Here is a 26,319-nt window from a genome sequence, read left to right as displayed (position 1 = left end):
GGTCACCCTGCGGACACCCGCTGGTATGCCGTGTCGCGGCATACCTCCGGGTGCACCACCCAGCGAGGTGGGTCAGACGACCAGGGGGCGGTCCTTCGGGTTGATGGGACGCGGCAGGGCGGTGGCGCCGGTCAGGAACCGGTCGACCCCGGCCGCGGCAGAACGCCCTTCGGCGATGGCCCACACGATGAGCGACTGCCCGCGACCGGCATCGCCGGCCACGAAGACACCGGGCACCGAGGACATGTAGTCGTTGTCCCGCTTGACGTTGGAGCGCTCGTCGAGCTCGACCTCGAGCTGTTCGACGACCCCTGGGCCCTGCGGACCGAGGAAGCCCATCGCGAGCAGGATGAGCTGGGCCGGGAGCACGCGTTCGGTGCCCTCGACCTCCTCGAACCCCTTGTCGCCCAGGCGCACCTCGACGACCCGGATCCCGCAGACCTTGCCGTCCTCGCCGAGGATCTCCTTGGTGGACGTCGCGTAGACGCGCTCGCCACCCTCCTCGTGGGCCGAGGCGACCCGGAACAGCATCGGGTAGGTCGGCCACGGCTGGCCCGCGACCCGCTCCTCCCCCGGCTGCGGCATGATCTCGAGGCTGGTGACCGAGCGCGCACCCTGGCGGTGCGAGGTGCCGATGCAGTCGGCGCCGGTGTCGCCACCACCGATGACGATGACGTCCTTGCCCTCCGCGGTGACCTGGCCCTCCACGGTCTCGCCGAGCGCGACGCGGTTGGCCGGGGGCAGGAAGTCCATCGCCTGCATGACGCCGTCGAGCTCACGTCCGGGGACGGGCAGGTCGCGCGGCACCGTCGCACCGATGGCGAGCACCACCGCGTCGTAGCGGTCGCGCAGCTGCTTGCCGGTGACGTCGCCACCGACGTCGACCCCACTGCGGAAGCGGGTGCCCTCGGCCTCCATCTGGGCGATCCGGCGGTCGAGGACCGACTTCTCCATCTTGAACTCGGGGATGCCGTACCGCAGCAGGCCGCCCGGCTTGTCGGCACGCTCGTAGACCGCGACCGTGTGACCCGCGCGGGTCAGCTGCTGGGCGGCTGCGAGACCGGCTGGTCCCGAGCCCACCACCGCGACGGTCTTTCCGGAGAGGCGCTCGGGGGCCTGCGGCTGGACGTACCCGGCGTCGAAGGCACGGTCGATCGTCGTGACCTCGATCTGCTTGATGGTCACCGCCGGCTGGTTGATGCCGAGGACGCAGGCCGTCTCACACGGCGCCGGGCAGAGCCGACCGGTGAACTCGGGGAAGTTGTTGGTGGCGTGCAGCCGCTCGATCGCCTCGCGCCAGTCGCCCTTCCAGGCCAGGTCGTTCCACTCGGGGATGAGGTTGCCGAGCGGACATCCGCTGTGGCAGAACGGGATCCCGCAGTCCATGCAGCGACCAGCCTGGCGCTGCAGCTGTCCGAGCTCCTGCTCCTCGTAGACCTCTTTCCAGTCACGGATGCGCACCGGCACGGGTCGGCGGGCCGGCAGCTCGCGCTCCCGCGTCTTGAGAAAGCCCTGGGGGTCAGCCACGGGAGGCCTCCATGATCCGCTCCCAGACCTCGGAGCCGTTGATGTCGAGTCCTTCCGCCTCCGCGGCGGAGCGCACGTCCAGGACGCGCTGGTAGTCCCGCGGAAGGACGAGGGTGAAGCGCGACCTGGTGGACTCCCAGTCCTCCAGCAGCCGTGCTGCGACAGGGGACTCGGTCCACTCGACGTGTGCGCCGAGCAGGTCCCGCACGACCGTCTCGTCGTCGGGTCGCAGGGGCGACAGGTCGACGAGCTCGGTGTTGACGCGTCCGGGGTCGAGGTCCAGCACGTACGCCACTCCCCCGGACATGCCGGCGGCGAAGTTGCGACCGGTGGGGCCCAGGACGAGGACCGTGCCGCCAGTCATGTACTCGCAGCCGTGGTCGCCGACTCCTTCGACGACGGCCGTGGCACCGGAGTTGCGGACACAGAAGCGCTCGCCCACGAGGCCACGCAGGTAGAGCTCGCCCGTGGTGGCGCCGTACCCGATGACGTTGCCGGCGATGACGTTGGCCTCGGCCTGCAGCGGGGCAGCCCGGTCGGGGCGGACCACGATCCGCCCACCCGAGAGGCCCTTGCCGACATAGTCGTTCGCGTCCCCGAGCAGCCGCAGGGTGACGCCCCGCGGGACGAAGGCGCCGAGCGACTGACCCGCCGAGCCCCGCAGGGTCAGGTTGATCGTGTCGTCGGGCAGCCCTTGCGGGTGCGCCTTCGTGACCTCGTGGCCGAGCAACGTCCCGATCGTGCGGTTGACGTTGCGGACGGCCACCTCCCCCGTGACCCGCGTGCCGTCGTTGATCGCCTCGCGCGCGATCGTGATGAGGTGGTGGTCGAGGGCCTTCTCGAGACCGTGGTCCTGCCCGGTGGTGTTGCGCCGGGCCGAGCCGTCGGGGCTCTCCACGTCGGTGAAGATCGGCGACAGGTCGAGGCCGGCGGCCTTCCAGTGGTTGACCGCACGGGTCGCGTCGATGGCGGAGACCTGGCCGATCGCCTCCTCGATGCTCCGGAACCCGAGGGCCGCGAGGTGCTCGCGGACCTCCTCGGCGACGTACTCGAAGAAGGTCTCGACGAACTCGGGCTTGCCCGAGAACCGGGAGCGCAGCTCGGGGTTCTGGGTGGCGATGCCGACAGGACAGGTGTCGAGGTGGCAGACGCGCATCATGATGCAGCCACTGACCACCAGCGGAGCCGTGGCGAACCCGAACTCCTCGGCCCCGAGCAGGGCGGCGATGACGACGTCCCGCCCGGTCTTGAGCTGGCCGTCGCACTGGACGACGATGCGGTCGCGCAACCCGTTGAGCACCAACGTCTGCTGGGTCTCGGCGAGGCCGATCTCCCAGGGGCCGCCCGCGTGCTTGAGCGAGGTGAGCGGTGACGCGCCGGTGCCTCCGTCGTGACCGGAGATGAGCACCACGTCGGAGTGCGCCTTGGAGACGCCAGCCGCGACGGTGCCCACGCCGATCTCGGAGACGAGCTTGACGTGGATCCGGGCCTCGGGGTTGGCGTTCTTGAGGTCGTGGATCAGCTGGGCGAGGTCCTCGATGGAGTAGATGTCGTGGTGCGGCGGCGGACTGATCAGGCCGACGCCCGGCGTCGAGTGCCGGGTCGCCGCGATCCACGGGTAGACCTTGTGGCCGGGCAGCTGGCCGCCCTCACCGGGCTTGGCTCCCTGAGCCATCTTGATCTGGATGTCGCCGGACTTCGTGAGGTACAGCGAGGTGACGCCGAAGCGACCCGAGGCGACCTGCTTGATGGTCGAGCGTCGCTCAGGGTCCATCAGCCGGTCCACGTCCTCGCCACCCTCACCGGTGTTGGACCGCCCACCGAGGCGGTTCATGGCGATGGCCAGCGTCTCGTGGGCTTCCTGGCTGATCGAGCCGTAGGACATCGCGCCGGTGTTGAACCGCTTGACGATCTCGCTGACCGGCTCGACCTCCTCGATCGGGATCGCGGGCCGAGGCGAGGAACCACCGAGGGTGAACAGGCCGCGCAGCGTCATCAGCCGCTCGGACTGCTCGTCGATCCGCTGGGTGTACTGCTTGAAGATGTCGTAGCGGCGCTGACGTGTCGAGTGCTGCAGCCGGAACACGGTGTCGGGGTCGAACAGGTGCGGCTCGCCCTCACGCCGCCACTGGTACTCCCCGCCGACGCCGAGCTTGCGGTGCGGCAGCCGCACCCCGTCCGGAGGGTATGCCGCGGCGTGGCGGGCCGCGGTCTCGGCGGCGAGGACGTCGAGACCGACCCCGCCGAGCTGGCTGACCGTGCCGGTGAAGTAGCGGTCGACCAGCTCCTGCGAGAGGCCGAGCGCCTCGAACACCTGGGCGCCGCGGTACGAGGCGACGGTCGAGATGCCCATCTTGGACATGACCTTGAGGACACCCTTGCCGAGCGCCTTGATGAGGTTCTTGACGGCCTGCTCGGGAGTCACGCCGTCGATCGCGCCGGACCGGACGAGGTCCTCGACGGACTCCATGGCCAGGTACGGGTTGACGGCCGCTGCGCCATACCCGACGAGGAGTGCCACGTGGTGGACCTCGCGGACGTCGCCGGCCTCGACGACGAGGCCCACGAGGGTGCGGGTCTTCTCGCGGATCAGGTGGTGGTGGACCGCGGAGGTCAGCAGCAGCGACGGAATGGGTGCGTAGTCGCGACCCGAGTCGCGGTCGGAGAGCACCACGAACCGCGCGCCTTCGGCGATCGCCGCCGACACCTCGGCGAAGATCTCCTCGAGGCGCGCCGTCATCGCAGCCGCACCGCCGGTCACGTCATACAGGCCCCGGACCACGTGGGTGGCGTAGCCGGGCAGGTCGCCGTCGGCGTTGACGTGGACGATCTTGGCCAGCTCGTCGTTGTCGATGACAGGGAACGGCAGGACCACCTGGCGGGCGTGGGCCGGGCCGGCCGCCAGGGCGTTGCCCTCGGGACCGATGACCGTGCCGAGCGAGGTGACGAGCTCCTCGCGGATGGCGTCCAGCGGCGGGTTGGTCACCTGCGCGAAGAGCTGGGTGAAGTAGTCGAAGACCAGGCGAGGGCGGTCGGACAGCACGGCGATGGGGGTGTCGGTGCCCATCGAGCCGAGGGCCTCTCCCCCGGTCCTCGCCATCGGGGTGAGCAGGATCTTGAGCTCCTCCTGCGTGTACCCGAAGGTCTGCTGGCGACGGGCGACGGAGGCGGCCGTGTGCACGATGTGCTCGCGCTCGGGCATGTCGTCGAGGTGGATGAGACCAGCGTGCAGCCACTCGTCGTAGGGGTGCTGAGCGGCGAGCTGGGACTTGACCTCGTCGTCGGAGACGATGCGGCCGTGCTCGGTGTCGACGAGGAACATCCGTCCGGGCTGGAGCCGGCCCTTGCGGACCACGCGGGTCGGGTCGAGGTCGAGCACCCCGGACTCCGACGCCAGCACGACGAGCCCGTCGTCGGTGACCGAGTAGCGGCCCGGACGCAGCCCGTTGCGGTCGAGCACGGCACCGATCAGCGAGCCGTCGGTGAAGGTCACGCACGCCGGGCCGTCCCACGGCTCCATGAAGGTCGAGTGGAACTCGTAGAAGGCGCGGCGAGCCGGGTCCATCTCGTGGTTGTTCTCCCACGCCTCCGGGATCATCATGAGGACGGCGTGCGGCAGCGGCCGACCGCCGAGGTGGAGCAGCTCCAGCGCCTCGTCGAAGGACGCCGAGTCGGACGCCCCCGGCGTGCAGATCGGGAAGAGCCGCTCGAGGTCGCCGGGGATCAGGTCGGACTGGAGCTGGCTCTCGCGCGCGCTCATCCAGTTGCGGTTGCCCTTGACGGTGTTGATCTCACCGTTGTGGGCGATGAGCCGGTAGGGGTGGGCCAGCGGCCAGCTGGGGAAGGTGTTGGTGGAGAAGCGCGAGTGGACCAGCGCGAGCTGGGTCTCGAACCGTCGGTCGGACAGGTCCGGGAAGAACGGCTCCAGCTGGCCCGTGGTCAGCATGCCCTTGTAGACGAGGGTGCGACAGGACAGCGACGGGAAGTAGACCTCGGTCTCGCGCTCGGCGCGCTTGCGCAGGCAGAACGCCAGGCGGTCCAGCCCGAGCCCGACCATGCGCCCCACGGCCGCCGAGACGAAGAGCTGGCGGAAGTACGGCATGCAGTCACGGGCCGCCTGGCCGACGAGCTCCGCGGCCACCGGAACGTCACGCCACCCCAGGACGGTGAGGCCCTCCTCGCCCGCGATCTCCTCGATGCGGGCCTCGACCCGGGTGCGCTCGGCCTGGTCACCCGGCAGGAAGGCGATGCCCACGGCATACGCCCCCTGGACGGGGAGGTCGAAGTCCACGACGGCACGCAGGAACGCGTCGGGCACCTGGGTGAGGATGCCTGCGCCGTCGCCGACGAGGGGGTCCGCGCCGGTGGCACCGCGGTGGTCGAGGTTGCGCAGCGCGGTGAGGGCGTGGTCGACGATGTCGTGACCGGCGCTTCCCCGCATGGTGGCCACGAGGGCGACACCGCAGGCGTCGTGTTCGAACTCACGGCGGTAGAGGCCGGTGTCGGCAGGCTGGGCGGAGAAGCGCGCACGAGTCACGTTCGGGTCACCGTCCTTGGGGGAGAAGTGCGTCGTGGAACCCAAGTTGGGCACACCAGGTCACGCGCGTGGACGGCCTTGGCCACGGCTGCAGGCAGGATAGCCCGAGTGCCGTTTGTCCCGCCATGTGAGCCTGCTCATTCCGTATGCTGAGACACCGCTTCGCGCGGGACGGCCACCTCGCGGCGCCTCCCGAACCAGACGATGGCGACTCCGATCAGGAAGACGATGATGCTCGTCCACACGTTGACGCGCGCGCCGAGAATGGTGTGTGCGGGGTCGCTGCGCATCAGCTCGAAGACGATCCGGCCCAGGGGGTAGCCCATCACGTAGAGGCCGAAGAGCTGCCCGCGGCGCAGCGTCCAGCGACGGTCGGCCAGCACGAGGAAGAGCGCGAGGAGCAGGCACCACAGCGACTCGTAGAGGAAGGTGGGGTGGTAGGTGCCGAGCACCACGGCCTTCCCGCTCGAGTCCACCACGGCGTGACCGGCCGACTGGTCCCACTGGTGGATGGTCAGGCCCCACGGGAGGTCGGTCGCGCGACCGTAGAGCTCGTTGTTGAACCAGTTGCCCCAGCGGCCGAGGGCCTGGGCGACGGCCACCCCGGGTGCGGCGGCGTCGATGTAGTCGAGGAAGGGCACGCCGTGCCGACGGGCGCCGATCCAGGCACCGACCGCACCCAGCGCGATGGCGCCCCAGATGCCGAGCCCGCCCTCCCAGATGTACAGCGCCTTGATCGGGTGGCCGCCCTGCCCGAAGTACGGGTCGGGGGTGGTGATGACGTGGTAGAGCCGACCACCGACGATCCCGAACGGCACCGCCCAGGCCGAGATGTCGACGGCCTTCTCCCTGGCGTGCCCGCGGTCGACCAGCCGCCGACCGGTGATCCAGACGGCCAGCACGATGCCGGCGAGGATGCACATGGCGTAGGCGCGGACCGGGAACGGCCCGAGGTGCCACACGCCCGACGTCGGGCTGGGGATAGACGCCGGGACTCCCACGTGCACAGCCATGCGAGTAACCCTTCAGCGTTGCCGAGCCGACCGCGACCGCAGCCTGTAGGGAGGCTACCTAGTCACCGAATGGGACGGTACGGAAGGTCCGGATAGTGCGCAGCCATCGCCTCCGACACGCAGGACCGGCCCGCCTCGACCCGGGCCCCCTCGGCGTATCCGTTCCTCGCCCCGACCACCTGCCCGAAACCGGTGCTGCCTCGCACGTCGTAGCCCCGCCGGGACATGCACGCGACCACGGCGCCAGCCAGCAGCGGGGTCATGTGAGTGGGGGTGTCCGCGGCATAGATCGCCCACACGGGAAACCAGTAGCTTGCCTCGCAGTCGTCGATCCGGCTGGCCTCGTCGGTCGGCTCGGTCGGCTGCTGGTCGCCAGCGGACGACGGCAGAGCAGCGCCCACCCGGCGGTAGGTGTAGAGCAGCTCGACGTTGCTGACGGGGTCCCAGACAGGGTCCGACACCTCGAAACCGACATCGGACACGCACCCGGCATAAGCGCGCCACGCCTGGTCGAGCTCGCTCCGGCTCACGTGCCCGTCAGCGAGGATCTGCCTCTGTGGCGAGCCGGGGTCCAGCTCATTGACCAGGAGTCGGAGCCTCGACTCCCCCACCCGATAGGCGCTCGGCGCTCGGTAGGTCGCCACCTGGGAGGCCGGCGTGGCACCGGGAGCCGGGCTGTCGGCGCTGCAACCGGTGCCGGCTGCCGTGAGGAGCACGGCAGCCGTCACGGCCGTCAGAAGACGAGGCACGCGCCGGTGGTGGACCTTCGCCCTAGATCCCCCATGTTCATAGTCATGGGTGGACCCTACATGTCTGAGCCGCAGACCTGCACAGGGTTCTAGCGGACTACTTGGTTGCGGCCTTCACCTGTGCCGCGAGGGTGTCACGGGTGAGCCCGGCGAGGGCCACCGCCTTGCCGTTGAGCTTGAGCGTCGGGGTGCCGTTGACGCCGTCCTTCTCGGACTGCGTCTGCACCGACTCGACCCACTGGTTGTGCGCCTTGGCTGCATAGCACTGGTCCCAGGTGGTGAGGGTCGGTCCACCCAACCCGGCCTGGACGGCGAACTGCTTGAGCTGGGCATCGGTGTAACCGGCCCCCTCCGTCGAGGGCTGACCCTGGAACGTCGCCGCGTGGTACTGCAGGAACTTGTCGGCGTCCGCCGCACAGGCCGCGGCATTGGCCGCACGCTTCGAGGAGTCGTTGTGCAGGTTGTCGTCGAGGAAGGACAGCGGGTGGGCGACCAGCTTGATCTGGTTGGCCTTGACCATGTCGACGACCTGCAGGCCGAAGATGTCCTCGAACCGCGCGCACACCGGGCACTGGAAGTCCTCGTAGAGGTCGAGCGTCGGCACGGTGGCCGGGGCCCCCGGGTTGACGACGATCCCGGCGCCCATGGCGGCGACGCCCTTGGGCAGGGTCGAGCCCCCGGCCGTCGTGGCTGCCTGCTTGCCGTGGCTGCCCAGGATGACTGCGGTGATGACCGCGGCGAGCACCACCACGACCACGACGGTGGCCACGACGACGCGGTTCGGGCCCTTGCCCCCGCCCTGGCCGCTGCGGAGCGAACCCTTGGGCGCTGCGGCCTGGATCTTGGCCTTGCGGCTGGCGCTGCTGCTGGTCATGCGTGGGGCCTCTCGTGGTGCTGATCGGGATGCTGCTGGTCAGTCGGGCTGTCGACCCGGTGCCGTCTTACTCGGGGAACAGGAACCGCTCGACGCTGAAGGCTGTTCGAGGCCGCACGACGAGCCAGGCGGCGCACAGGAGGAGCCCGACGTCGCGGGCGATCTCCTGCGGATACTGCGTCTGGGCGGCCGCAATGGTTCCCCCGTGGCCGAAGCATCCGCAGTCGATGGACAGCCCGCGCGCCCAGGCCGAGGCGATCCCGGCGATGAACACCAGCATGAGCAGCCCGCCCACCACGGCGGCGAAACGGGTGAACAACCCCAGGATCAGCAGTGCTCCGACCGCGATCTCGAGGATCGGCAGTCCGTAGCCGACGTAGCCCGCAACGTCGTAGGGCAGCAGCTGGTACGCCCGCACCGAGCGCGCCGAGGTCTCGAGGTGCCCGACCTTGAGCAGCCCAGCCGCGAGGATGACGCCGCCGAGGACGAGCCGGGCGAGGAGCCCGATGAGATCGCGCAGCCGCGGAGTCGCCTCGGCGCTCCTGGTCAACGCCCGCTCCGGACGCCCTCAGCCAGCTCGCCGACCAGCGCGCGCAGGGCTGAGATCCCGCCCGCGAGATCCTCCGCCTCGGTCAGGCAGCGCACCAGGGCCGAACCCACGATCACGCCGTCCGCGTAGGCCGCCACCTCCGCCGCCTGGGAACCACCGGACACCCCCAGACCCACGCAGACCGGCTTGTCGGTCACTGCCTTGGTGCGGTTCACGATGACGGCGGCGGCGTCTCCCATGGACGTCCTGGCCCCGGTCACGCCCATGTGCGACACGGCATACACGAAGCCACGGCACTGCTCCGTCACAGCCGCGATGCGCTGCTCCGTCGAGCTCGGCGCGACGAGGAAGACGCGGTCGAGGCCGGTCTCCTCACTCGCCGCGATCCACTCCCCTCCCTCGTCCGGGATGAGGTCGGGCGTGATGATGCCGGCGCCACCCGCCGCAGCGAGCTCACGAGCGAAAGCGGTGGGGCCGTGGCGCAGGATGAGGTTCCAGTAGGACATCACCAGCGGCGGCGCTCCGGCGTCCCGCACGGCACGGGTGGCGGTGAACGCGTCGTTCACCCTGACCCCGCGCTTGAGTGCCTGGTCGGCCGCGTAGGCGATCACGGGGCCGTCCATGAGGGGGTCGCTGTAGGGGATGCCGACCTCGACGATGTCGACACCGGCCTCCACCATCGCGACCATGGCCTCGACCGAGCCCTCGACCGAGGGGAAGCCGACGGGGAGGTAGCCGACGAGGGCGGCACGGTTCTCGGCCCGGCACTGCTCGAGGACGCGACCGACCCCGAGGTCGGTGGTCGTGGGGCTCACAGCTGGGTCCTTCCGTCGCCTTCGGCGCGCGGTTCGTCGGCGGTGCCTTCCGGAGTCGCCTCGCCGTCGAGGAGGCCGAAGTACTCCGCCGCCGTGTGCATGTCCTTGTCACCACGGCCGGAGAGGTTGACCAGCAGCAGCGCGTCCGGTCCGAGCTCGCGGCCGACCTCGAGCGCCCCGGCGAGGGCGTGGGCCGACTCGAGCGCGGGGATGATCCCCTCGGTGCGGCAGAGCAGCTCGAACGCGTGCATGGTCTCGGCGTCGGTGGCGTAGCGGTACTCGGCGCGCCCGGTGTCGCGCAGATAGGCGTGCTCGGGTCCGACGCTCGGGTAGTCCAGCCCCGCGGAGATGGAGTGCGACTCGAGGGTCTGGCCGTCGTCGTCCTGCATGAGATAGCTGAACGTGCCGTGCAGCACCCCCGGCGAGCTGGCTGCGAACCTCGCGGCGTGCCTGCCCGACTCGACGCCCTCTCCCCCGGCCTCGATCCCGATCAGGTGCACGCCGGCGTCGTCGATGAAGCGGTGGAAGATGCCCATGGCGTTGGATCCTCCGCCGACACAGGCGATCACGGCGTCAGGCAGTCGTCCGGTGAGGTCGAGCACCTGGGCGCGAGCCTCGACACCGATGACCCGGTGGAAGTCGCGCACCATCTCGGGGAAGGGGTGCGGCCCCGTGACGGTGCCGAGGATGTAGTGGGTGTTGCCGACGTTGGTGACCCAGTCGCGCAAGGCGTCGTTGATCGCGTCCTTGAGGGTCGCGCTGCCTGTGGGGACTGGGACGACCTCGGCGCCGAGCATCTTCATCCGGGCGACGTTCAGGGCCTGGCGCTCGGTGTCGACCTTGCCCATGTAGATCACGCACTCGAGGCCCATCAGGGCCGCGGCGGTGGCCGTGGCGACCCCGTGCTGGCCTGCGCCGGTCTCGGCGATGACGCGGGTCTTGCCCATCCGCTTGGTCAGCAGCGCCTGGGCGAGGACGTTGTTGATCTTGTGGGAGCCCGTGTGGTTGAGGTCCTCCCGCTTGAGGATGATCCGCGCGTTCCCGGCGTGGGCGGCGAACCGTGGCACCTCGGTGATGATGCTCGGACGTCCTGTGTAGGTGCGGTGCAGCCGCTCGAGCTCGCCCATGAACTCGGGGTCGACCATCGCCTTACGGCGGGCCTCGTCGAGCTCCTCGAGGGCCGGGATCAGGGCCTCGGGGACATAGCGCCCACCGAACTCGCCGAAGCGACCGGGGCGGGCCAGTGGTTCTGGGGTCAGGTCGCTCATGATGTCGGGGCTCCTGCCGCGATGAGTTCGTATGCCGCGCGGCGGGGGTCGTTGCCCCGCACCAGTGCCTCGCCCACCAGGACTGCGTCCGCGCCTTCACGCGCGAACCGGGCCGCGTCGTCGGGGCCGCCGACGCCCGACTCGGCCACCCTGACCGCGGAGTCGGGGATCAGCGGGGCCAGCCGACCGAAGGTGTCCGGGTCGACGGCGAGGGTCTTGAGGTTCCGTGCGTTGACGCCGATCACGGAGGCCCCCGCATCGACGGCGCGACGGGTCTCCTCCTCGTCGTGCACCTCGACGAGCGCGGTCATCCCGAGGTCGTGAGCGAGCCGATGCATGCGGACCAGGTCGTCCTGGGCCAGGGCGGCGACGATCAGGAGGATGAGGTCGGCGCCGTGCGCCCGTGCCTCGAACAGCTGGTAGTCCTCGACCATGAAGTCCTTGCGCAGTACCGGGATCCGCACGGCCCCGCGGACCGCGTCGAGGTCCTCGAGCGAGCCGTGGAAGCGGCGCCGCTCGGTCAGGACGCTCACCGCGGTCGCACCTCCGGCCTCATAGTCCGCGGCCAGGGCAGCCGGGTCGGCGATGGCCGCCAGCGCCCCCTTGCTCGGGCTGGACCGCTTCACCTCGGCGATGAGGGCCAGTCCTGGGCGCCGCAACGCGGCCTCCGCGTCGAGTGCAGGGGCAGCCCCAGCCGCGAGCTCCTCGATGCGGGAGCGCGGGATGACGGCCTGCGCGTCGGCGAGGTCTTCGCGGACGCCAGCGACGATGTCGTCGAGCACGGTGGGCATGACCACAGGCTATCGAGCAGAACCGGACGGTCCCTGCACGGGTCAGCGGGTGGACCGGGCCGGACGCCCGGCCCTGGTCGGCGAGCTGACCTCGAACGGAGCAGGTCAGCCAACCAGGCAGCCAACCAGGCAGCCCGAGGGCTGCCGGGGGTCAGTTGACCCCGACCTCGGGCCTGCCGGTCTCGGGGGCGTCGGGTCCGTTGACCGTCACGGCGCCGTAGCCGGCCATCGACAGGACCTTGCCCGCGACGGCCCCGAGGGCGCAGATGACCAGGCCGATGACGAACAACGGCGTGCTGGTCAGGACCACCGCCAAGGACGCCAGAGCGGACCCGACGAGGATGATGATCACGGCCGTCCAGGCGGCGATGCTGTGTCCGTGGTCCTCTTCGTGGATCTCGTGCTCTGCCATGGGGGTGGCTCCTGCGTGCTCGTCGCGGTGGGGTTCGATGCCCATTCTGTCAGGTGCCCGCGGACGGGTCGCGCAGAGTGGGGTCGTCGCCGGCGTCGAGCCGGTCCCAGTCGGTCGCCACGCGCTGTCCACGGGCACCCGCCGAGGTGGACGGGGTCTCGTACCGGGCCCCCAGGCCGCGCCACCTGACGGCGCCGACCCACCCTGCGACGGCGGCCAGCACCAGCATGAGCGCGGCGACGACGCAGACCACTGGCCAGGCCGAGGCCGTGGCATGGGTCTCGAGGGAGCCGGTCCGGCCTGCCGCCTTCGCGGCGATGGCCCCCAGCGAGCTCGCCGGAGACAGCGCCACCCGCGCCGCGACGGCACACTCCGCAGCACCAGCCAGCGCGAGGACCACCAGGGTGACCCGTCGCACCAAGGCCCCGCTGGTGGCGCTGGCCAGGGCCGCAGCAGCGCCCACGAGCGCAAGAGCCACCACGCCAGAGGCGACCTCACTGCCGGTGCCGGAGATGCGGCTCGCTCCGAGGACGGCGTCGTTGACCGTGCCGCTCACCCAGACCCGGCCGGCCCCGACCAGCAGGACTGCGGCACCCACGAGGGCCAGCAGCACGACGGACAGCTTCGACGTCAGACGGGAGCTGGTCACTGGACGGTCCTCAGGGCAGCGGCGGTGGCGACGGCGCGCAGGGCGGCCGCGGCCTTGTTGACGGTCTCCTCGAACTCGGCCGTCGGCACGGAGTCCGCGACGATCCCGGCTCCTGCCTGCACGTGCGCGACGCCGTCCTTGATGACCGCGGTCCGGATGGCGATGGCCATGTCGAGATCTCCGTGGAAGTCGAGGTAGCCGACCACGCCTCCGTAGACCCCCCGGCGACTGGGTTCGTAGTGCTCGATCAGGCTGAGCGCGCGCGGCTTCGGCGCGCCGGACAAGGTGCCGGCCGGGAACGTCGCGACGAGGACGTCGTAGGCCGACCGGTCGGGGCGGATGTCGCCCACGACGGTGGACTCGAGGTGGGTCACGTGGGAGTAGCGGCGGACGTTCATGAACTCGACGACGTCCACGGTGCCCGCTTCGCAGACTCGCTGCAGGTCGTTGCGACCGAGGTCCACGAGCATGACGTGCTCGGACCGCTCCTTGGGGTCGGCGAGCAGGTCCTCGGCGAGCCGTTGGTCGTCCTCCGGGGTCTTGCCTCGCGGGCGCGAACCCGCGATCGGGTGTGTGATCGCTCGGCGACCCGTCACCTTGACCAGCGCCTCCGGCGACGAGCCGACCACGTCGTATGCCGTGTCGTCACCTGCCGGGAGTCGCACCAGGTACATGTACGGACTCGGGTTGGACGACCGCAGCGCGCGGTAGACGTCGAGGGCATCGGCCCGACACGGAGTCGAGAACCGTTGCGACAGAACGACTTGGAAGACCTCACCCGACCTGATGTCCTCCTTCGCCTGCTCGACCATCTCCTCGAAGTCGGCCTGGGTCAGGTTGCTGCGCACCTCGTCGCGGGCCCGGCGGAACTCGTCCTGGTCGACCGTCGCCACCGTGCTCGGCGCCGGGGCGGCGAGGTCTGCGGTCATCACGTCGAGGCGGCCCACGGCGTCGGCCCAGGCGTCCTCGACCCGCTCGTCGGTCGCGTCGTAGTTGATGGCGTTGGCCACGAGCAGCACGGAACCGTCGGCATGGTCCAGCACCGCCAGGTCGGTGGCGAGCATCATCGAGATCTCGGGCAGCCCCAGCTCGTCGGGAAGCGCGTCCGGCACCCGCTCCCAACGCCGCACCGCGTCATACGTGATCGCACCGACCATGCCGCCGGTGAGGGGTGGCAGGCCCTCGATCGGCTCTGTCGCCAGCGCGGCGACGGTGTCGCGCAACGCGTCGAGCGGACTGCCACCGGTGGGGACCCCGACGGGCGGCTCCCCCACCCAGTGGGCCTGACCGTCCTTCTCCGTCAACGTCGCCCGGCTCGCCGCACCCACGATGGAGTACCGGGACCAGACGCCGCCGTGCTCCGCCGACTCGAGCAGGAATGTGCCGGGCGCATCCTTGGCGAGCTTGCGGTAGAGCCCGACCGGCGTCTCGGCATCGGCCATCAGCCGGCGCACCACGGGGATGACCCGACGGTCCTTGGCGAGGATCTGGAAGGTCTCGAGACTGGGCCAGGTGGTGCCGAAGGACAGGTCGGGGCTGACGTCGCTCACGGCGACCCCGCCGCCGCGCCGAGGTCATCGGCGTCGAAACAGCTCCGGTCACCGGTGTGGCAGGCGGCCCCCACCTGGTCGACCCGCACCAGCAGCGCGTCGCCGTCGCAGTCGAGGGCCACGGAACGCACCCACTGCACGTGGCCGCTGGTGTCGCCCTTGCGCCAGTACTCGCCACGGCTGCGCGACCAGAACGTCACGCGTCCCTCACCGAGCGTGCGGCGCAGCGCCTCGTCATCCATCCAGCCGAGCATCAGCACCTCGCCGGTGTCGTGCTGCTGGACGATCGCTGCCACGAGTCCTTGCGCGTCGCGCTTCAGGCGCGCCGCGATGGCCGGGTCGAGGACTGCTGGGGAGGTCACCCGACCATTCTGCCGTGTGCGGACCACCGCGGTCGGGCCGCCCACCATGCGTCAGGTATGCCGGGGTGGGCTGGGACCCGCCGCGGACCACCTCAGACCCGAGGGTGCACGAGGTGCTTGCGGCCGGTGAGCAGCGCCGCGCCGTACAGCAGGGCCACCACCACGAGCAGGGTGTTGAAGCCGAAGATCAGCGCGAGGTACTCCAGGGCGCCGCCCACCATCGCACCGAGGAGGTTCGCCCCGAAGGCGACCGTGCTGGAGCCAGCGCCCTTGAACCGCACCGCGAAGAGCAGGTTGGCGATGAAGATCGGCGCGAACGCGATGCTCACCCCGGCCAGGAACCGGGGCACCAGCGAGAGGTTGAGCAGAGCGTCCTGCGGGATCAGCCAGGCGGCCGCGAGAGCCGCCAGCAACGCGGCATACAAGAGGATGGGGCGAGGGATGGTGACGCGGCGGGCCACCTCGATGGCGGCGAGGACGCTCAGCAGCACCCCGGCGAAGACCGCCGCGTTCACCGCCCAGGTGGTGCCGAAGAGGAGCGCGAACTGCACCACGTTCTTCGTCTCCAGCAAGAGGAAGGCGGCGCCCATGAAGAACAGGTCGACGTACGGCCGCATGGTGCGCAAGGGCCCCGCCACGGTGCGCACCGCGACGGTCGACGCCAGCAGCACCAGGCCGAGCATCCAGAGGTAGAAGGACGGGATGGTGCGGGTGCCGAGGTAGGGGAACGGACGGTCGTCGACCGATGGCTCGAGGGCTGTGGTCCGTGGTGACCAGGTCGTCGTGCAGCCGCCGGTGCTGGCGTCCTTGCGCAGGGTGAGCACGGCCTGCTGGCGCGGTCCGTAGCTCGGTCCGAGCTGCACGCAGGGGGCGGCGTCGTAGACGGTGCGCACCGTGTTGGCGTAGCGGTCGAGCAGCCACGGCTCGTAGTAGTTGTACATCGCGAACGTGCCGCCGGGCTTGAGCAGCGCACGCGCCCGCTTCAGGGCCTGCGTGGTGAAGAGGTAGTTCTCCAGTCGCAGCGCGGACTGGCCGGTGACGATCGTCGCGGAGTCCGGGAGTGCGAGAAGGATCAGGTCGTACCGGCGGTCGGTGCGCTCCATGAACGCCCGACCGTCGTCGACGTGGGTCGTCACCCGCGGGTCGGAGTACGGGCGGTCGGGGTGGTGGTCGCGCCCGAGCTGCATGATCGCCGGGTCGATCTCGACGGCGTCGACCCGCTTGGCGCCCTGGGCAAGCGCCACCGCGACGTCGTTGCCGGTCCCCGCGCCGATGACGAGCACGTCGTCGCGCGAGCCGGCGTAGGTGTAGGGGTAGAGGTAGAACGGCGAGTCGCGCCGGATGTCGGCCACCGGGAGCGCGGTCTGGAGCGGCGTGTTGTTGACCTCGACCCGGAACATGCCGCCGGCGAGCTGGGTGGTGTGGATCTTGTAGTAGGGCGACCACTGGAAGCTGCCGACCAGGGACTCGGTGCCCAGCAGCAGGACCAGGACAGCCAGGGCGATCACCGGCCCGCGCCACGGCGACAGCAGCCGCCGCCCGAGCAGGACGACGAAGACGGCTGCGGCCACGAGTCCCCACCCCAGCGGCGGCAACCGCAGGAACGACAGGGCCGCGAAGCAGGCGATGCCGGTGAGGCTGCCGACCACGTCGAGCCGGTAGGCCTCGAGTGGCTCGAACCGGGCAAAGGTCCGCGCCACCTCCTGCGCCAGAGCCATCAGGGTCGCGACCGTGAGAGCGAAGATCACGGAGAGGCTGAGCCAGCGAGGAAGCGGCGCCCAGTCGAACATCCCGATCAGCCGCCACTGGCCACCGCGCCCGGTGCCGGTGCGCACCGGGAAGGCCAGGACGAATGCGACCAGGGTCGCGAGCAGGACCGGACCGAGGGGGAAGAGGTCGCGCCCGGCTCTGGCCCGCAGGAACCCCAGCCCGATGCCGAGGAAGCTCGCCAGCAGGACGAAGTTGGTCATGTGGACCAGGTAGAGGTTGTTCGACGACGTCCAGCGGATCAGGGCCAGCTCCACGAACAGCATCAGGGCACTGGCCAGGACCAGCCTGGCTCGGTCCCCCGGGGTGCGAAGGCGCAGCCACGACCGAACGGCCGCGGGCTCGCCCACCTCGCGTTCCTGTTCCTGTCGCATGACTACCCCTCGTATGCCGGTCGGCGCTGACCGAGGGCAACGTACCAACTGGCTCGGGCTGTCGGGCGTTCCGGCGGCCTGCTGCCTGGCGCTACTGCTCCGGCTCACTCACCCGGCGGGGCAACGCGCGGGTGCCCCACCGGGGCCGCCCGGTGCGGTCCCGGGACGGATGCTGCGACCACCCTGCCGACGACCGACGGCCGCAGCAGCGAGGCCGTGGGCTCCACGAGGTTGAGCACCAGGTTGAACGACTTCGCCAGCCTGACCGAGGTGTGGGTCCCCCTCACGACCCGCAGGACGTAGCGGTTGACCGCATCCGTCCCCTTGGCCTTCGGTCCGACCGTGTCCGGGTGGAGGAAGTCCGCCCCCACGGCGATCGACCACGGTGCGTCGATGATCGTGGCGGCTCGTCGGTGGAAGAGTCTCGGCAGGTCCGGCGAGTGGGCCCCCACCTCGCGGACCGTGGTATCGAGTGCCGCGGCCTGGAGGGCGGCACACGACATGCCCTGCCCGTAGATGGGGTTGAAGCTGCACGCCGCGTCGCCGAGGGTGAGCAGCCCCGGCACGAGCCGCTCGACCTTCTCGTAGTGCCGGCGCTGGCTGAACGGGAACCGGTATGCCGCCACGTCCGACAGCGGGCCGGCCCGCTCGAGCAGCTGGGCCACCGCCGGTGACAACAGGCTGCGCGCGAAGGCCAGCACCTCGTCCTCGCTGGTTCCGGGTGGGTCGCCGTGCACCCCGGCCAATGTGACCATCCACCGCTCCCCCTCCACGGGCATGACCGCACCGGCGCGGAACGACGTCGGTGGTGAGGTGCCGCAAACCACGAAGGTGCCCTCGAAGTCGTCGCGGGACCGCGGAAGGAAGCCGCTCGTGTAGGCGCAGTCGATGCTCACCCGCGACACCGGTGGCACAAGCACACCCGACTCCTCCAGCTGGTGGGCGATCCGCGAGGAGCGGCCGGAGCAGTCGACGACCAGGTCGGCCGGTCGTGACACACCGTCGACCACGACCCCGGTCACTCGTCCGTCGGTGAGGTCGAGCCCACTCGCGAGCACGCCGTCCTCAAGGGTCACGTTGTCCAGCAAGGCGATCCGGCGACGGAGGACCTGCTCCAGCAGCGGTCGCGTCAGGCTGAGCGCGGACGGCCCCCAGTCGCCCTGCGCGCGGTAGCCACCTGCCTGGTAGACCCACGCGCGACTGCCGTCGATCCGCACCGCCCCCAGTCGTTCGAGCTCGTCGTCGATCCCCGGGAACCACTCGGTCAACCGGTTCAGCCCGGCGATCAGCAGGAGGTGGAGGTGCCGGCCCTGGGGGACGTGTCCGCGGGGGCGGGGGGAGTCGGTGAGCCGTTCCCGTTCCAGGACCACCACGTCGTCCAGGTGGTCGGAGAGGACTCGAGCGGTCAGCAGTCCCGCAACGCTCGCACCGACGACGATCCCAGACGCCACCCTCGAAGTCTCCGCCGCGGGTTGCGCCAGAGGAAGGTCGAGGTCGCCCGCACACGGTGGTTCAGCAGCCCGCGGCCGGACAGGGGACGGGAGCTCGCTAGCCGCGCTGTTGAGCGGCCCAGGACGCGTGCAGCGCGGCATACACGCCGTCCTGCTGGACGAGGTCACGGTGCGGGCCGCGCTCCACGATGCGCCCGCGGTCGACGACGATGACCTCGTCGGCGGCCTCGGCGGTGGAGAGCCGGTGGGCGATCGCGATGGAGGTGCGCCCCCGGGTGAGGCCCTCGAGGGCTCGTTGGAGGCGGACCTCGGTGGACGGGTCGACCGCGGAGGTGGCCTCGTCGAGGACGAGCAGGTCCGGGTCGGCGAGGTAGGCGCGAGCCAGGGCGACCAGCTGCCGCTCGCCGGCAGACAGCGACTCACCCCGCTGCCCGACGTCGGTGGCCAGGCCCTGCGGCAGGCCCTCCAGCCAGGCATCGAGGCCCAGCTCGGTGAGGGCCAGCCTGATGTCCTCGTCGGTGGCGTCGGGACGCCCGAACCGGACGTTCTCGCGCAGCGACGCGTCGAACAGGAATCCCTCCTGGGGCACCAGGACGACGCGCTCCCGCAGGGAGGAGAAGCGGACCTGCCGCAGGTCGACGCCGTCGATGCGTACGGTGCCCTCGGTGGGGTCCATCAGGCGGGTGAGAAGCTTGGCCAGGGTGGACTTCCCCGAGCCGGTCTCGCCGACGATCGCCACCCGGCTGCGCGGACCGATGGCGAGGTTCACGTCGTGCAGGACGGTGTCGGCGCCGGGGTACGCGAACGAGACCGCATCGAAGTCCACCGCGATGGGTCCCCGGGGCAGCACCTGTCCCTCGTCCCCGGGGTCGGCGACGTCGGCCGGGGTGTCGATCACCCCGATGACGCGACGCCATCCGGCGACCGCGTTCTGGAGCTCGTTGAGGATCTCGGTGGCCTGCTGCACCGGCTGGGTGAAGAGGTTCACCAGGAAGAGGAATGCGAGCAGCTGCCCGAGGGTGAGGTGGCCATGGGTCGCCTGGATGGTCCCGACGACCAGCACGACCGCCAAGGTCAGGCCGGCGACGAGCTGACCCGAGGAGAAGGCCACGACCGAGCGCACCTGGGCCCGGATCGACGCGCTGCGGTGTGCCTCGATGGCGGCGTCGATGCGGTGCGCCGTGCGCTCCTCGACCCCGTAGGCCCGGATGGTGGCCGCCCCCACCACGGACTCCGAGACCGCCGCCAACAGGTCGCCCACCCGTTCGCGCACGAGCGTGTAGGCCCGGCCGACGATGGTCTGGAACCGCCGGATGACGAACAGCAGGGGCACGAAACACAGCCACACGACCGCCGTCAGCAGCGGGCTGTAGTAGAACATCAGCCCCGTCGCGACGGCGATCTGTCCGAGGCTGAGCACCAGGATGATGCCGCCGAACTGGACGAACTGGCTGATCGTGTCGACGTCAGAGGTGACCCGGCTGACCATCGAGCCCCGCCGCTCGGTGTTCTGGGTGAGCATCGACAGGTCATGGATGTGGCGGAACGCCTTGAGCCGCAAGGACGCCAGCCCGGCCTCGGAGGCCTTGAACAGGCGCACGTTCACGGCATACGCACTCACCGCGGTGGCGGCGACGGCGATGAGGGCCAGCAGCACGTAGCGGGTCACGAGCGCCGGGTCCGGCCCGTTCTTGCCGAGCAGGCCGTGGTCGGTGGTCTGCTGGACCACGAAGGGCACGACGATCCGCCCCACCGTGGTGACCGCCGCGAGCGCGAGCGTGATCCCCAGCCCGCGTCGGAGCTCGGGTGACAGGTCGAGGCCGCGACGCAGCGTCGCCAGGGTCCCCAGGGACGAGGTCGTGTCGATGGACGTGCTCACGCCGAGGCCCCTTCCTCGTCGGCGGCCAGCGCCGCCCGCTCAGCCGCCTCCCGCGCGTAGGCCGTGACGAGACGCTGGTAGCCCTCGCACCGCTCCTCCAGCTCGCGGTGCGTTCCGTGGTCGACCACCCGGCCGCCCTCGACGTAGACGATCTGGTCGGCCAGCGTGATCGTCGACATGCGGTACGCGACGACGAGGACCGACGTGCCGGCACTGGACCGTCGAAGGCCCGCCAGGATCGCCTGCTCGACCGCGGGGTCGACGGCGCTCGTGGCGTCGTCGAGGACGAGCAGCTGCGGCCTGCGGATCACGGCGCGGGCCAAGGCGATCCGCTGGCGCTGGCCACCCGACAGTGACGCGCCCCGCTCGCCCACCCGGGTCTGCAGGCCCAGGGGCAGCTCGGAGACGAAGCCGGTCGCCTGCGCCAGCTCCAGCGCGTCCCACACCTGCTCGTCGGTGTAGTCACCGCCCAGCGCGACGTTGCCGCTGACCGTGTCGTCGAACATGAACGTCTGCTGCGGCACCAGCGCGGCCGCGGCGGAGACGCCGCCCCGGGCGATCTCGCGCAGGTCGAACCCGTCGAGGGTCACGTGCCCACGGTGCGGGTCGACCAGGCGCAGCGTGAGGTTGGTGAGCGTCGTCTTCCCCGAGCCGGTCGGGCCCACCAGGGCGACCGTCGACCCCGCAGGGACCTCGAGGGAGACGCCGTGGATGGCCTCGAAGGTCGTCTCCTGACCCGCCTCGTCGAGGATGTCGTAGGAGTACGAGACCCCGGTCAGCTCGGCGTGCGAGGCCCCGCGGCGCGGCAGCGCGGTGTCGCCGAATGCCAGCTCGCCGCGGGCCTTGAGGACCGCGTCGACCCGGTCCCAGCCGACCACGGTGCGCGGGAGCTCACCGAGCACCCAGCCCAGGGCGCGGACCGGGAAGGCAAGGACCGAGATGAGGTAGGCGACCTGCACGACGGCGGCCGGGGTCAGCGCGCCCGACGCGACCTGGTGAGCCCCGACCGCGAGCACGGCGAGCGTGCCCAGGGTCGGGATGGACTCGATGACCGGGTCGAAGGTGCCGCGCGTGCGGCCGACCTCGACGTTGGCCGCCTGCAACCGCCGGGTGACCTCCTCGAACCGGTCGGACTCCTCCTGCTCGCGCCCCATCGACTTGACGATCAGCGCGGCCTCGAAGCTCTCGTGCGCGACCTCACTGACCTCGGCCCGCAGCTGCTGGGCCCGGGAGACCCGGGGCGACATTGCCCGCTGGAAGACCATGTTCGCCAGGAACAGCAACGGGAACACGGTGAGACCGATGAGCGCCATGACGGGGTCGACGAGCACCATCTGCACGATGCCGGCCACCAGCATGACGATCACGCCGATCGCCATGGGCAGGGGCGCGAACACGTTCCAGGTGGCCTCGACGTCGGCGTTGGCGTTCGACAGCAGCTGCCCGGACGGGTGCCGGTGGTGCCACGCGAGAGGGAGGCGGAGGTACTGCCGGGTCACCTCGCGCCGGAACCCGGCCGCGACGTTGTACATCGTGTAACCGGCCGCGATGCGACGGATCACGACCCCGACCACGTTGACCAGCACGACGCCCGCGACCCACCCGAGGATGGTCCACAGCTGCGTCGGCGTCGCGTGTCCAGCGGCGACAGCCGGCTGGACCTGCTCTCGCGTCACCTTGCCGATCGCCCAGGCCGTCAGCACGGTCATGACCCCGTAGAGCGTGCTGCCGGCGACCGCGAACGCGAACCATCGCGGCTCACGCCGGATCCCCACGCCCACGATGCGGAGGCTGCGGCTCAGCGACGGCGCAGCGTCGACGGACACGACGAACCTCCGGATCGGGCACATGGGTAGGGAAAGCAACCCTCTCACGGGCCCGGCATGATGACTCCATGACCCACCTGGCCAGGCTCGAGCGCGAAGCCCTCTGTGACACCTTGGTGACGACCGGTCCGGGCGCGCCGACCCTCTGCTCGCCCTGGACGACGGCAGACCTCGCGGCGCACCTCGTGGTGCGCGAGCGCCGGCCCGACCTCGCGCCCGGGATCTGGGTCCCCGCCCTGGCCTCCCGGCTCGAGGACGGCATGGCCGAGTACGCGGCCAAGCCGTGGGACGAGCTGGTCGACCTCGTCCGATCCGGTCCCCCGGCCTGGTCCCCGACCCAGAACAGCCGGGTCGACAACGCGGTCAACCTCGTCGAGTTCTTCATCCACCACGAGGACGTCCTGCGCGGGGACGAAGCGGTGGGGCCGCGACGCGAGCTCACCGAGCGGGAGAGCCGCGCTCTGTGGAAGACCCTGTCCCGCATGGGCAAGCTGTTCTTCCGCCGAAGCCCGGTCGGGGTCGTCCTGCGTACGCCGGGCCGCGACTCGCTCCAGGTCAAGGAGGCGACCGACCTCGGCACGGTGGTGGTCGAGGGCCTCCCGTCCGAGCTGCTCCTCGCGGCCTACGGTCGGCGCCGGGTGGCCGCCCTCGACGTGACGGGCGGCGAAGCGGCCGTGGCGGGCCTGTGGGACGCCCCCCTCGGCTTGGGATGAGGCTCTCCCGCCGGCCGGAGCGTGAGCCCGTCCCGCCGGAGCGTGAGCCCGTCCCGCCGGAGCCTAGGCCCGCCAGAGGATGGGCCCAGGCGCGTTCAGCGCACCGGTATGCCGCCCTCCCGCAAGGCGTCCTTGACCTCACCGATGGTGAGCTCTCCGAAGTGGAACACGCTGGCCGCCAGGACGGCGTCCGCCCCAGCACGCACCGCGGGGGCGAAGTGGTCGACCCGTCCGGCTCCCCCGCTGGCGATCAGGGGGATCCGCACCTCGCGTCGCACCAGCTCGATGAGCTCGAGGTCGAAACCGTCCTTGGTGCCGTCGGCGTCCATCGAGTTGAGCAGGATCTCCCCGGCACCCAGGTCTGCCGCCCGGGCGCACCACTCGATCGCGTCCAGGCCAGCTCCCTGGCGGCCGCCATGCGTGGTGACCTCGAACTCGCTCGTGGGAGCACCCGACGCGTCCCGGCGCCGGTGCACATCCGCCGACAGCACGAGCACCTGCGAGCCGAACCGGTCCGCCACCTCCGAGATGAGCTCGGGTCGGGCGATGGCGGCCGTGTTGATCCCGACCTTGTCGGCGCCGGCCCGCAGCAGCCGGTCCACGTCGTCGACGGTGCGGACTCCCCCACCGACGGTCAGCGGGATGAAGACCTGTTCCGCGGTGCGGCGCACGATGTCGTACGTCGTCTCCCGGTTGCCGCTGCTGGCCGTCACGTCGAGGAAGGTCAGCTCGTCCGCGCCCTGCTCGCCATAGGCCCTCGCCAGCTGCACCGGGTCCCCCGCATCGCGCAGGTCGGCGAAGTTGACGCCCTTGACCACCCTGCCCCCGTCCACGTCCAGGCACGGGATCACACGGGTCGCAACATTCACTCGACGAGCCTAGCGATCTAGGCTGGAACACATGCCCAGCGACCAGATAACGGAAGCAGTCGCGGCTATCACGACGCTGGTCGATGCCAGTGACGCCCTTTGCGGCACAACGCGCCTTGTCTGCATCGATGGACCGAGTGGGGCCGGCAAGACGACCCTGGCGAGTGCCGTCGCGGCCGCCCTCGCCGCTCCCACCGTGCACATGGACGACCTCTACCCCGGGTGGGGTGGGCTCCGGGCCGGCACGCAGCGGGCCCAGGAGTGGATCGTCGGCCCGCTCACCGAAGGCCTCCCGGCTCGGTACCGCCGCTGGGACTGGGCCAGGGACGAGTACGCCGAGTGGGTGCAGCTGCCATCGTCCGAGGTCATCGTCATCGAGGGCTGCGGGGCGGGCGCCCTCCCGGCTGGCAAGGCCGCGTCGGTGCTCGTCTGGGTGGAGGCGGAGGAGTCCGTGCGCAGGGCACGGGGCGTGGCCCGCGACGCCGGGTTCGCGGCCTTCTGGGAGGACTGGGCCATCCAGGAACGTCGCCTCTACGAGGCGGACCGCACCTGGGAGCGGGCGGACCTGTTCATCGACACGACCGAGGTGCGCCAGTAGGGCGACAGCGCGGGGCTGCACGGGAGTCGCGGCATACATAATCGGAGTCATGGAACCGGCAGACATGATGGCGGCCGTCACCACCTCCATGGCGGAACGCACCGGTCGTGGGCTGGACGAGTGGGTGGCGCTGGTGCGCGAGTCGGGTCCGGATCCCCTCGACCAGCGGGCCGTCCGCGCCTGGCTCAAGGACGTGCACGGAGTCCCGCAGAACTCCCAGTGGGCCATCGCCGACGCTGCGGCGACCGGCGCGGGCTGGCAGCGCCCTGACGTCGACGCCTACACGGATGCGCTCTACAGCGGGTCGAAGGCGCACCTGCGCCCGATCCACGACGCCGTCATGACCCTGGCGGAGGCTCTGGGGGACGACGCCCGGCGTGAGGGGCGGGGTACCTACATCCCGGTCATCCGCAAGACCCAGTTCGTGGCGGTGGCTCCGGGTCCGCGCGGGACCGTACGCGTGGGCTTCCGCTTCCGGGGGCCCGCTCCCGAGGACGAGCGCCTCTCTCCCGCCAAGGGTTTCGCCCAGGCAACCCACTGGCTGCACCTGGCCGCGGACGCCGACGAGGACGACCTCCGCTCGCTCGAGCCGCTGCTCGAGACCGCCTACCGCCAGAACGGCTGACGTGCCCAGCGCCGACCTGGCCCGCGCCGCCGCCCGCTCGCGCAGGGAGGCCCGGGCCCGCACCGACCGGCTGCTCAGCCGGATGTTCTTCATCGTCCAGTGCGGGCTCGGCGCCGCCACCGCTTGGTGGGTCGCCAGCGCGGTCCTGCACCACACCCGGCCGTTCTTCGCCCCGGTGACGGCGATGATCTCCCTGGGGATGTCGTTCGGCCAACGACTGCGTCGGGTCACCGAGGTCATGATCGGCGTAGCGGTGGGCGTCTTCGTCGGGGATGTCTTCGTCCACTTCTTCGGGTCGGGGTTCTGGCAGATCGTGGTCGTCGTGGTGCTCGCGATGAGCGTCGCCGCCCTCCTCGGTGCCGGGATGCTGCTCATCACCCAGGCGGGGGTGCAGTCGGTCATCGTCACCACCCTCGTGGCGGGGTCCGGGCAGGCGTTCACCCGATGGCTCGATGCCGTGGTCGGCGGGGTCGTCGCGCTGCTGTTCACCCTCGTCGCCCCGGCAGCGCCGCTGCGCAGGCCGCGGCAGCAGGCCTCGCTGGTGGTCCACGAGATCGGGGAGATCCTCGCTGACACGGCGCGCTCACTCCGGGAGCACGACTCGGACCTCGCGTCCGCCACGCTGTCCCGCGCGCGCAACTCCGAGTCGATGCTCGACGAGGCCAGGGCGCTGTCCGCCGAAGGCATCGCGCTCGTCCGGCTGTCACCGTTCCGGCGGCGGCACCTTCCCGGGGTGCAGGCCATTGCCGACCTCCTCGAACCGCTCGACCGCGCGATCCGCAACCTGCGGGTCCTGGTCCGGCGCGCCGCGATCGCGACCTGGCGTGGGGAGGAGGTCCCCCCGGCCTACCTGCGGCTGCTGGACACCCTCGCCGAGACGAGCCAGGACATCTCCCGGGAGCTCGGCGAACGCCGGCTGCCGACGAACGCGCGCGTCGGACTGCAGCGGATCGGCGAGGCGAGCGCCGTCATCGACCCGTCCGCGGGACTCTCCAGCGAGGTGATCCGGGCCCAGATCCGGTCCATGGTCGTCGACCTGCTGATGCTCACCGGGATGCCCCTCACGCAGGCCCGTGAACTGGTGCCCGAGTCGACGTCGACCAGCCCGCAGGCCGACTGA

22 protein-coding genes are annotated in these 26,319 nt (G+C 70.9%); 4 read left to right on the top strand and 18 right to left on the bottom strand.

Going from position 1 to position 26,319, the window contains the following annotated elements; translation table 11 throughout:
- Positions 1 to 72: 72 nt before the first annotated feature.
- The 17 genes from BJ986_RS14165 to BJ986_RS14085 form a co-directional block, all read right to left on the bottom strand.
- Positions 73 to 1,527 (bottom strand): glutamate synthase small subunit, encoded by a 1,455-nt coding sequence (locus BJ986_RS14165; protein WP_179422684.1) that lies wholly within the window; start codon positions 1,525 to 1,527, stop codon positions 73 to 75.
- A complete protein-coding gene (gene gltB / locus BJ986_RS16480) occupies positions 1,520 to 6,064 on the bottom strand; it encodes a glutamate synthase large subunit (protein ID WP_179423915.1) in 4,545 nt (1,514 codons plus the stop codon). The genes BJ986_RS14165 and gltB overlap by 8 nt, the downstream gene beginning before the upstream one ends.
- A gap of 137 nt (positions 6,065 to 6,201) precedes the next feature.
- Positions 6,202 to 7,077, bottom strand: a complete 876-nt coding sequence (lgt, locus tag BJ986_RS14155) for a prolipoprotein diacylglyceryl transferase (RefSeq protein ID WP_179422682.1) — start codon at positions 7,075 to 7,077, stop codon at positions 6,202 to 6,204.
- Between the two features lie 62 nt (positions 7,078 to 7,139).
- On the bottom strand, positions 7,140 to 7,826 hold the full coding sequence (locus BJ986_RS14150) for a hypothetical protein (protein WP_179422680.1): 687 nt from the start codon (positions 7,824 to 7,826) through the stop codon (positions 7,140 to 7,142).
- A 97-nt stretch (positions 7,827 to 7,923) separates the two neighbouring features.
- Positions 7,924 to 8,700 carry a DsbA family protein gene (locus BJ986_RS14145; protein WP_179422679.1) on the bottom strand — a complete coding sequence of 259 codons (777 nt, stop codon included), beginning with the start codon at positions 8,698 to 8,700 and terminating at the stop codon, positions 7,924 to 7,926.
- Between the two features lie 67 nt (positions 8,701 to 8,767).
- Positions 8,768 to 9,250: a DoxX family protein gene (locus BJ986_RS14140; RefSeq protein ID WP_179422677.1), complete on the bottom strand. Its 483-nt coding sequence runs from the start codon at positions 9,248 to 9,250 to the stop codon at positions 8,768 to 8,770.
- Positions 9,247 to 10,065, bottom strand: coding sequence for a tryptophan synthase subunit alpha (gene trpA, locus BJ986_RS14135; protein WP_179422675.1), 819 nt, complete (start codon positions 10,063 to 10,065; stop codon positions 9,247 to 9,249). Before trpA ends, BJ986_RS14140 begins: the two co-directional genes overlap by 4 nt.
- Positions 10,062 to 11,333: a tryptophan synthase subunit beta gene (trpB, locus tag BJ986_RS14130; RefSeq protein ID WP_179422673.1), complete on the bottom strand. Its 1,272-nt coding sequence runs from the start codon at positions 11,331 to 11,333 to the stop codon at positions 10,062 to 10,064. Before trpB ends, trpA begins: the two co-directional genes overlap by 4 nt.
- The gene (gene trpC / locus BJ986_RS14125; protein ID WP_179422671.1) at positions 11,330 to 12,124 is read right to left on the bottom strand and encodes an indole-3-glycerol phosphate synthase TrpC; all 795 of its coding nucleotides are present in this window, start codon (positions 12,122 to 12,124) and stop codon (positions 11,330 to 11,332) included. Before trpC ends, trpB begins: the two co-directional genes overlap by 4 nt.
- Before the next feature lie 151 nt (positions 12,125 to 12,275).
- On the bottom strand, positions 12,276 to 12,536 hold the full coding sequence (locus BJ986_RS14120) for an HGxxPAAW family protein (RefSeq protein ID WP_179422669.1): 261 nt from the start codon (positions 12,534 to 12,536) through the stop codon (positions 12,276 to 12,278).
- 49 nt (positions 12,537 to 12,585) lie between these two features.
- Positions 12,586 to 13,185 carry a Trp biosynthesis-associated membrane protein gene (locus BJ986_RS14115; protein WP_179422667.1) on the bottom strand — a complete coding sequence of 200 codons (600 nt, stop codon included), beginning with the start codon at positions 13,183 to 13,185 and terminating at the stop codon, positions 12,586 to 12,588.
- Positions 13,182 to 14,735: an anthranilate synthase component I gene (locus tag BJ986_RS14110; protein WP_179422665.1), complete on the bottom strand. Its 1,554-nt coding sequence runs from the start codon at positions 14,733 to 14,735 to the stop codon at positions 13,182 to 13,184. Before BJ986_RS14110 ends, BJ986_RS14115 begins: the two co-directional genes overlap by 4 nt.
- The gene (hisI, locus tag BJ986_RS14105) at positions 14,732 to 15,097 is read right to left on the bottom strand and encodes a phosphoribosyl-AMP cyclohydrolase (protein ID WP_337795335.1); all 366 of its coding nucleotides are present in this window, start codon (positions 15,095 to 15,097) and stop codon (positions 14,732 to 14,734) included. The genes BJ986_RS14110 and hisI overlap by 4 nt, the downstream gene beginning before the upstream one ends.
- 92 nt (positions 15,098 to 15,189) lie before the next feature.
- On the bottom strand, positions 15,190 to 17,238 hold the full coding sequence (locus tag BJ986_RS14100) for a spermine/spermidine synthase domain-containing protein (RefSeq protein WP_179422661.1): 2,049 nt from the start codon (positions 17,236 to 17,238) through the stop codon (positions 15,190 to 15,192).
- A 104-nt stretch (positions 17,239 to 17,342) separates the two neighbouring features.
- A complete protein-coding gene (locus BJ986_RS14095; protein WP_179422659.1) occupies positions 17,343 to 18,689 on the bottom strand; it encodes an FAD-dependent monooxygenase in 1,347 nt (448 codons plus the stop codon).
- A gap of 97 nt (positions 18,690 to 18,786) precedes the next feature.
- Positions 18,787 to 20,568 (bottom strand): ABC transporter transmembrane domain-containing protein, encoded by a 1,782-nt coding sequence (locus BJ986_RS14090; protein ID WP_179422657.1) that lies wholly within the window; start codon positions 20,566 to 20,568, stop codon positions 18,787 to 18,789.
- Positions 20,565 to 22,394 (bottom strand): ABC transporter ATP-binding protein, encoded by a 1,830-nt coding sequence (locus BJ986_RS14085; RefSeq protein WP_337795332.1) that lies wholly within the window; start codon positions 22,392 to 22,394, stop codon positions 20,565 to 20,567. Before BJ986_RS14085 ends, BJ986_RS14090 begins: the two co-directional genes overlap by 4 nt.
- A 68-nt stretch (positions 22,395 to 22,462) precedes the next feature.
- Between BJ986_RS14085 and BJ986_RS14080 the strand changes: the two genes are divergently transcribed.
- Positions 22,463 to 23,107, top strand: a complete 645-nt coding sequence (locus tag BJ986_RS14080; protein ID WP_179422653.1) for a TIGR03085 family metal-binding protein — start codon at positions 22,463 to 22,465, stop codon at positions 23,105 to 23,107.
- 95 nt (positions 23,108 to 23,202) lie between these two features.
- Here the strand turns inward: BJ986_RS14080 and hisF are convergent, their stop codons facing one another.
- Positions 23,203 to 23,976 (bottom strand): imidazole glycerol phosphate synthase subunit HisF, encoded by a 774-nt coding sequence (hisF, locus tag BJ986_RS14075; RefSeq protein WP_179422651.1) that lies wholly within the window; start codon positions 23,974 to 23,976, stop codon positions 23,203 to 23,205.
- A 31-nt stretch (positions 23,977 to 24,007) separates the two neighbouring features.
- Between hisF and BJ986_RS14070 the strand changes: the two genes are divergently transcribed.
- The 3 genes from BJ986_RS14070 to BJ986_RS14060 are packed head-to-tail and all read left to right on the top strand — an operon-like array spanning position 24,008 to position 26,319.
- A complete protein-coding gene (locus BJ986_RS14070; RefSeq protein ID WP_179422649.1) occupies positions 24,008 to 24,574 on the top strand; it encodes a nucleoside/nucleotide kinase family protein in 567 nt (188 codons plus the stop codon).
- A gap of 49 nt (positions 24,575 to 24,623) precedes the next feature.
- Positions 24,624 to 25,199, top strand: coding sequence for a DUF5655 domain-containing protein (locus BJ986_RS14065; RefSeq protein ID WP_179422647.1), 576 nt, complete (start codon positions 24,624 to 24,626; stop codon positions 25,197 to 25,199).
- A gap of 1 nt (position 25,200) precedes the next feature.
- Positions 25,201 to 26,319, top strand: coding sequence for an FUSC family protein (locus BJ986_RS14060; RefSeq protein WP_179422645.1), 1,119 nt, complete (start codon positions 25,201 to 25,203; stop codon positions 26,317 to 26,319).

The sequence above is a fragment of the Pedococcus badiiscoriae genome (assembly GCF_013408925.1).
Taxonomy (GTDB): Bacteria; Actinomycetota; Actinomycetes; order Actinomycetales; family Dermatophilaceae; genus Pedococcus; species Pedococcus badiiscoriae.
Note: the sequence above shows the minus strand (reverse complement) of the source record. Positions and strands in the feature narration are given on the sequence as shown.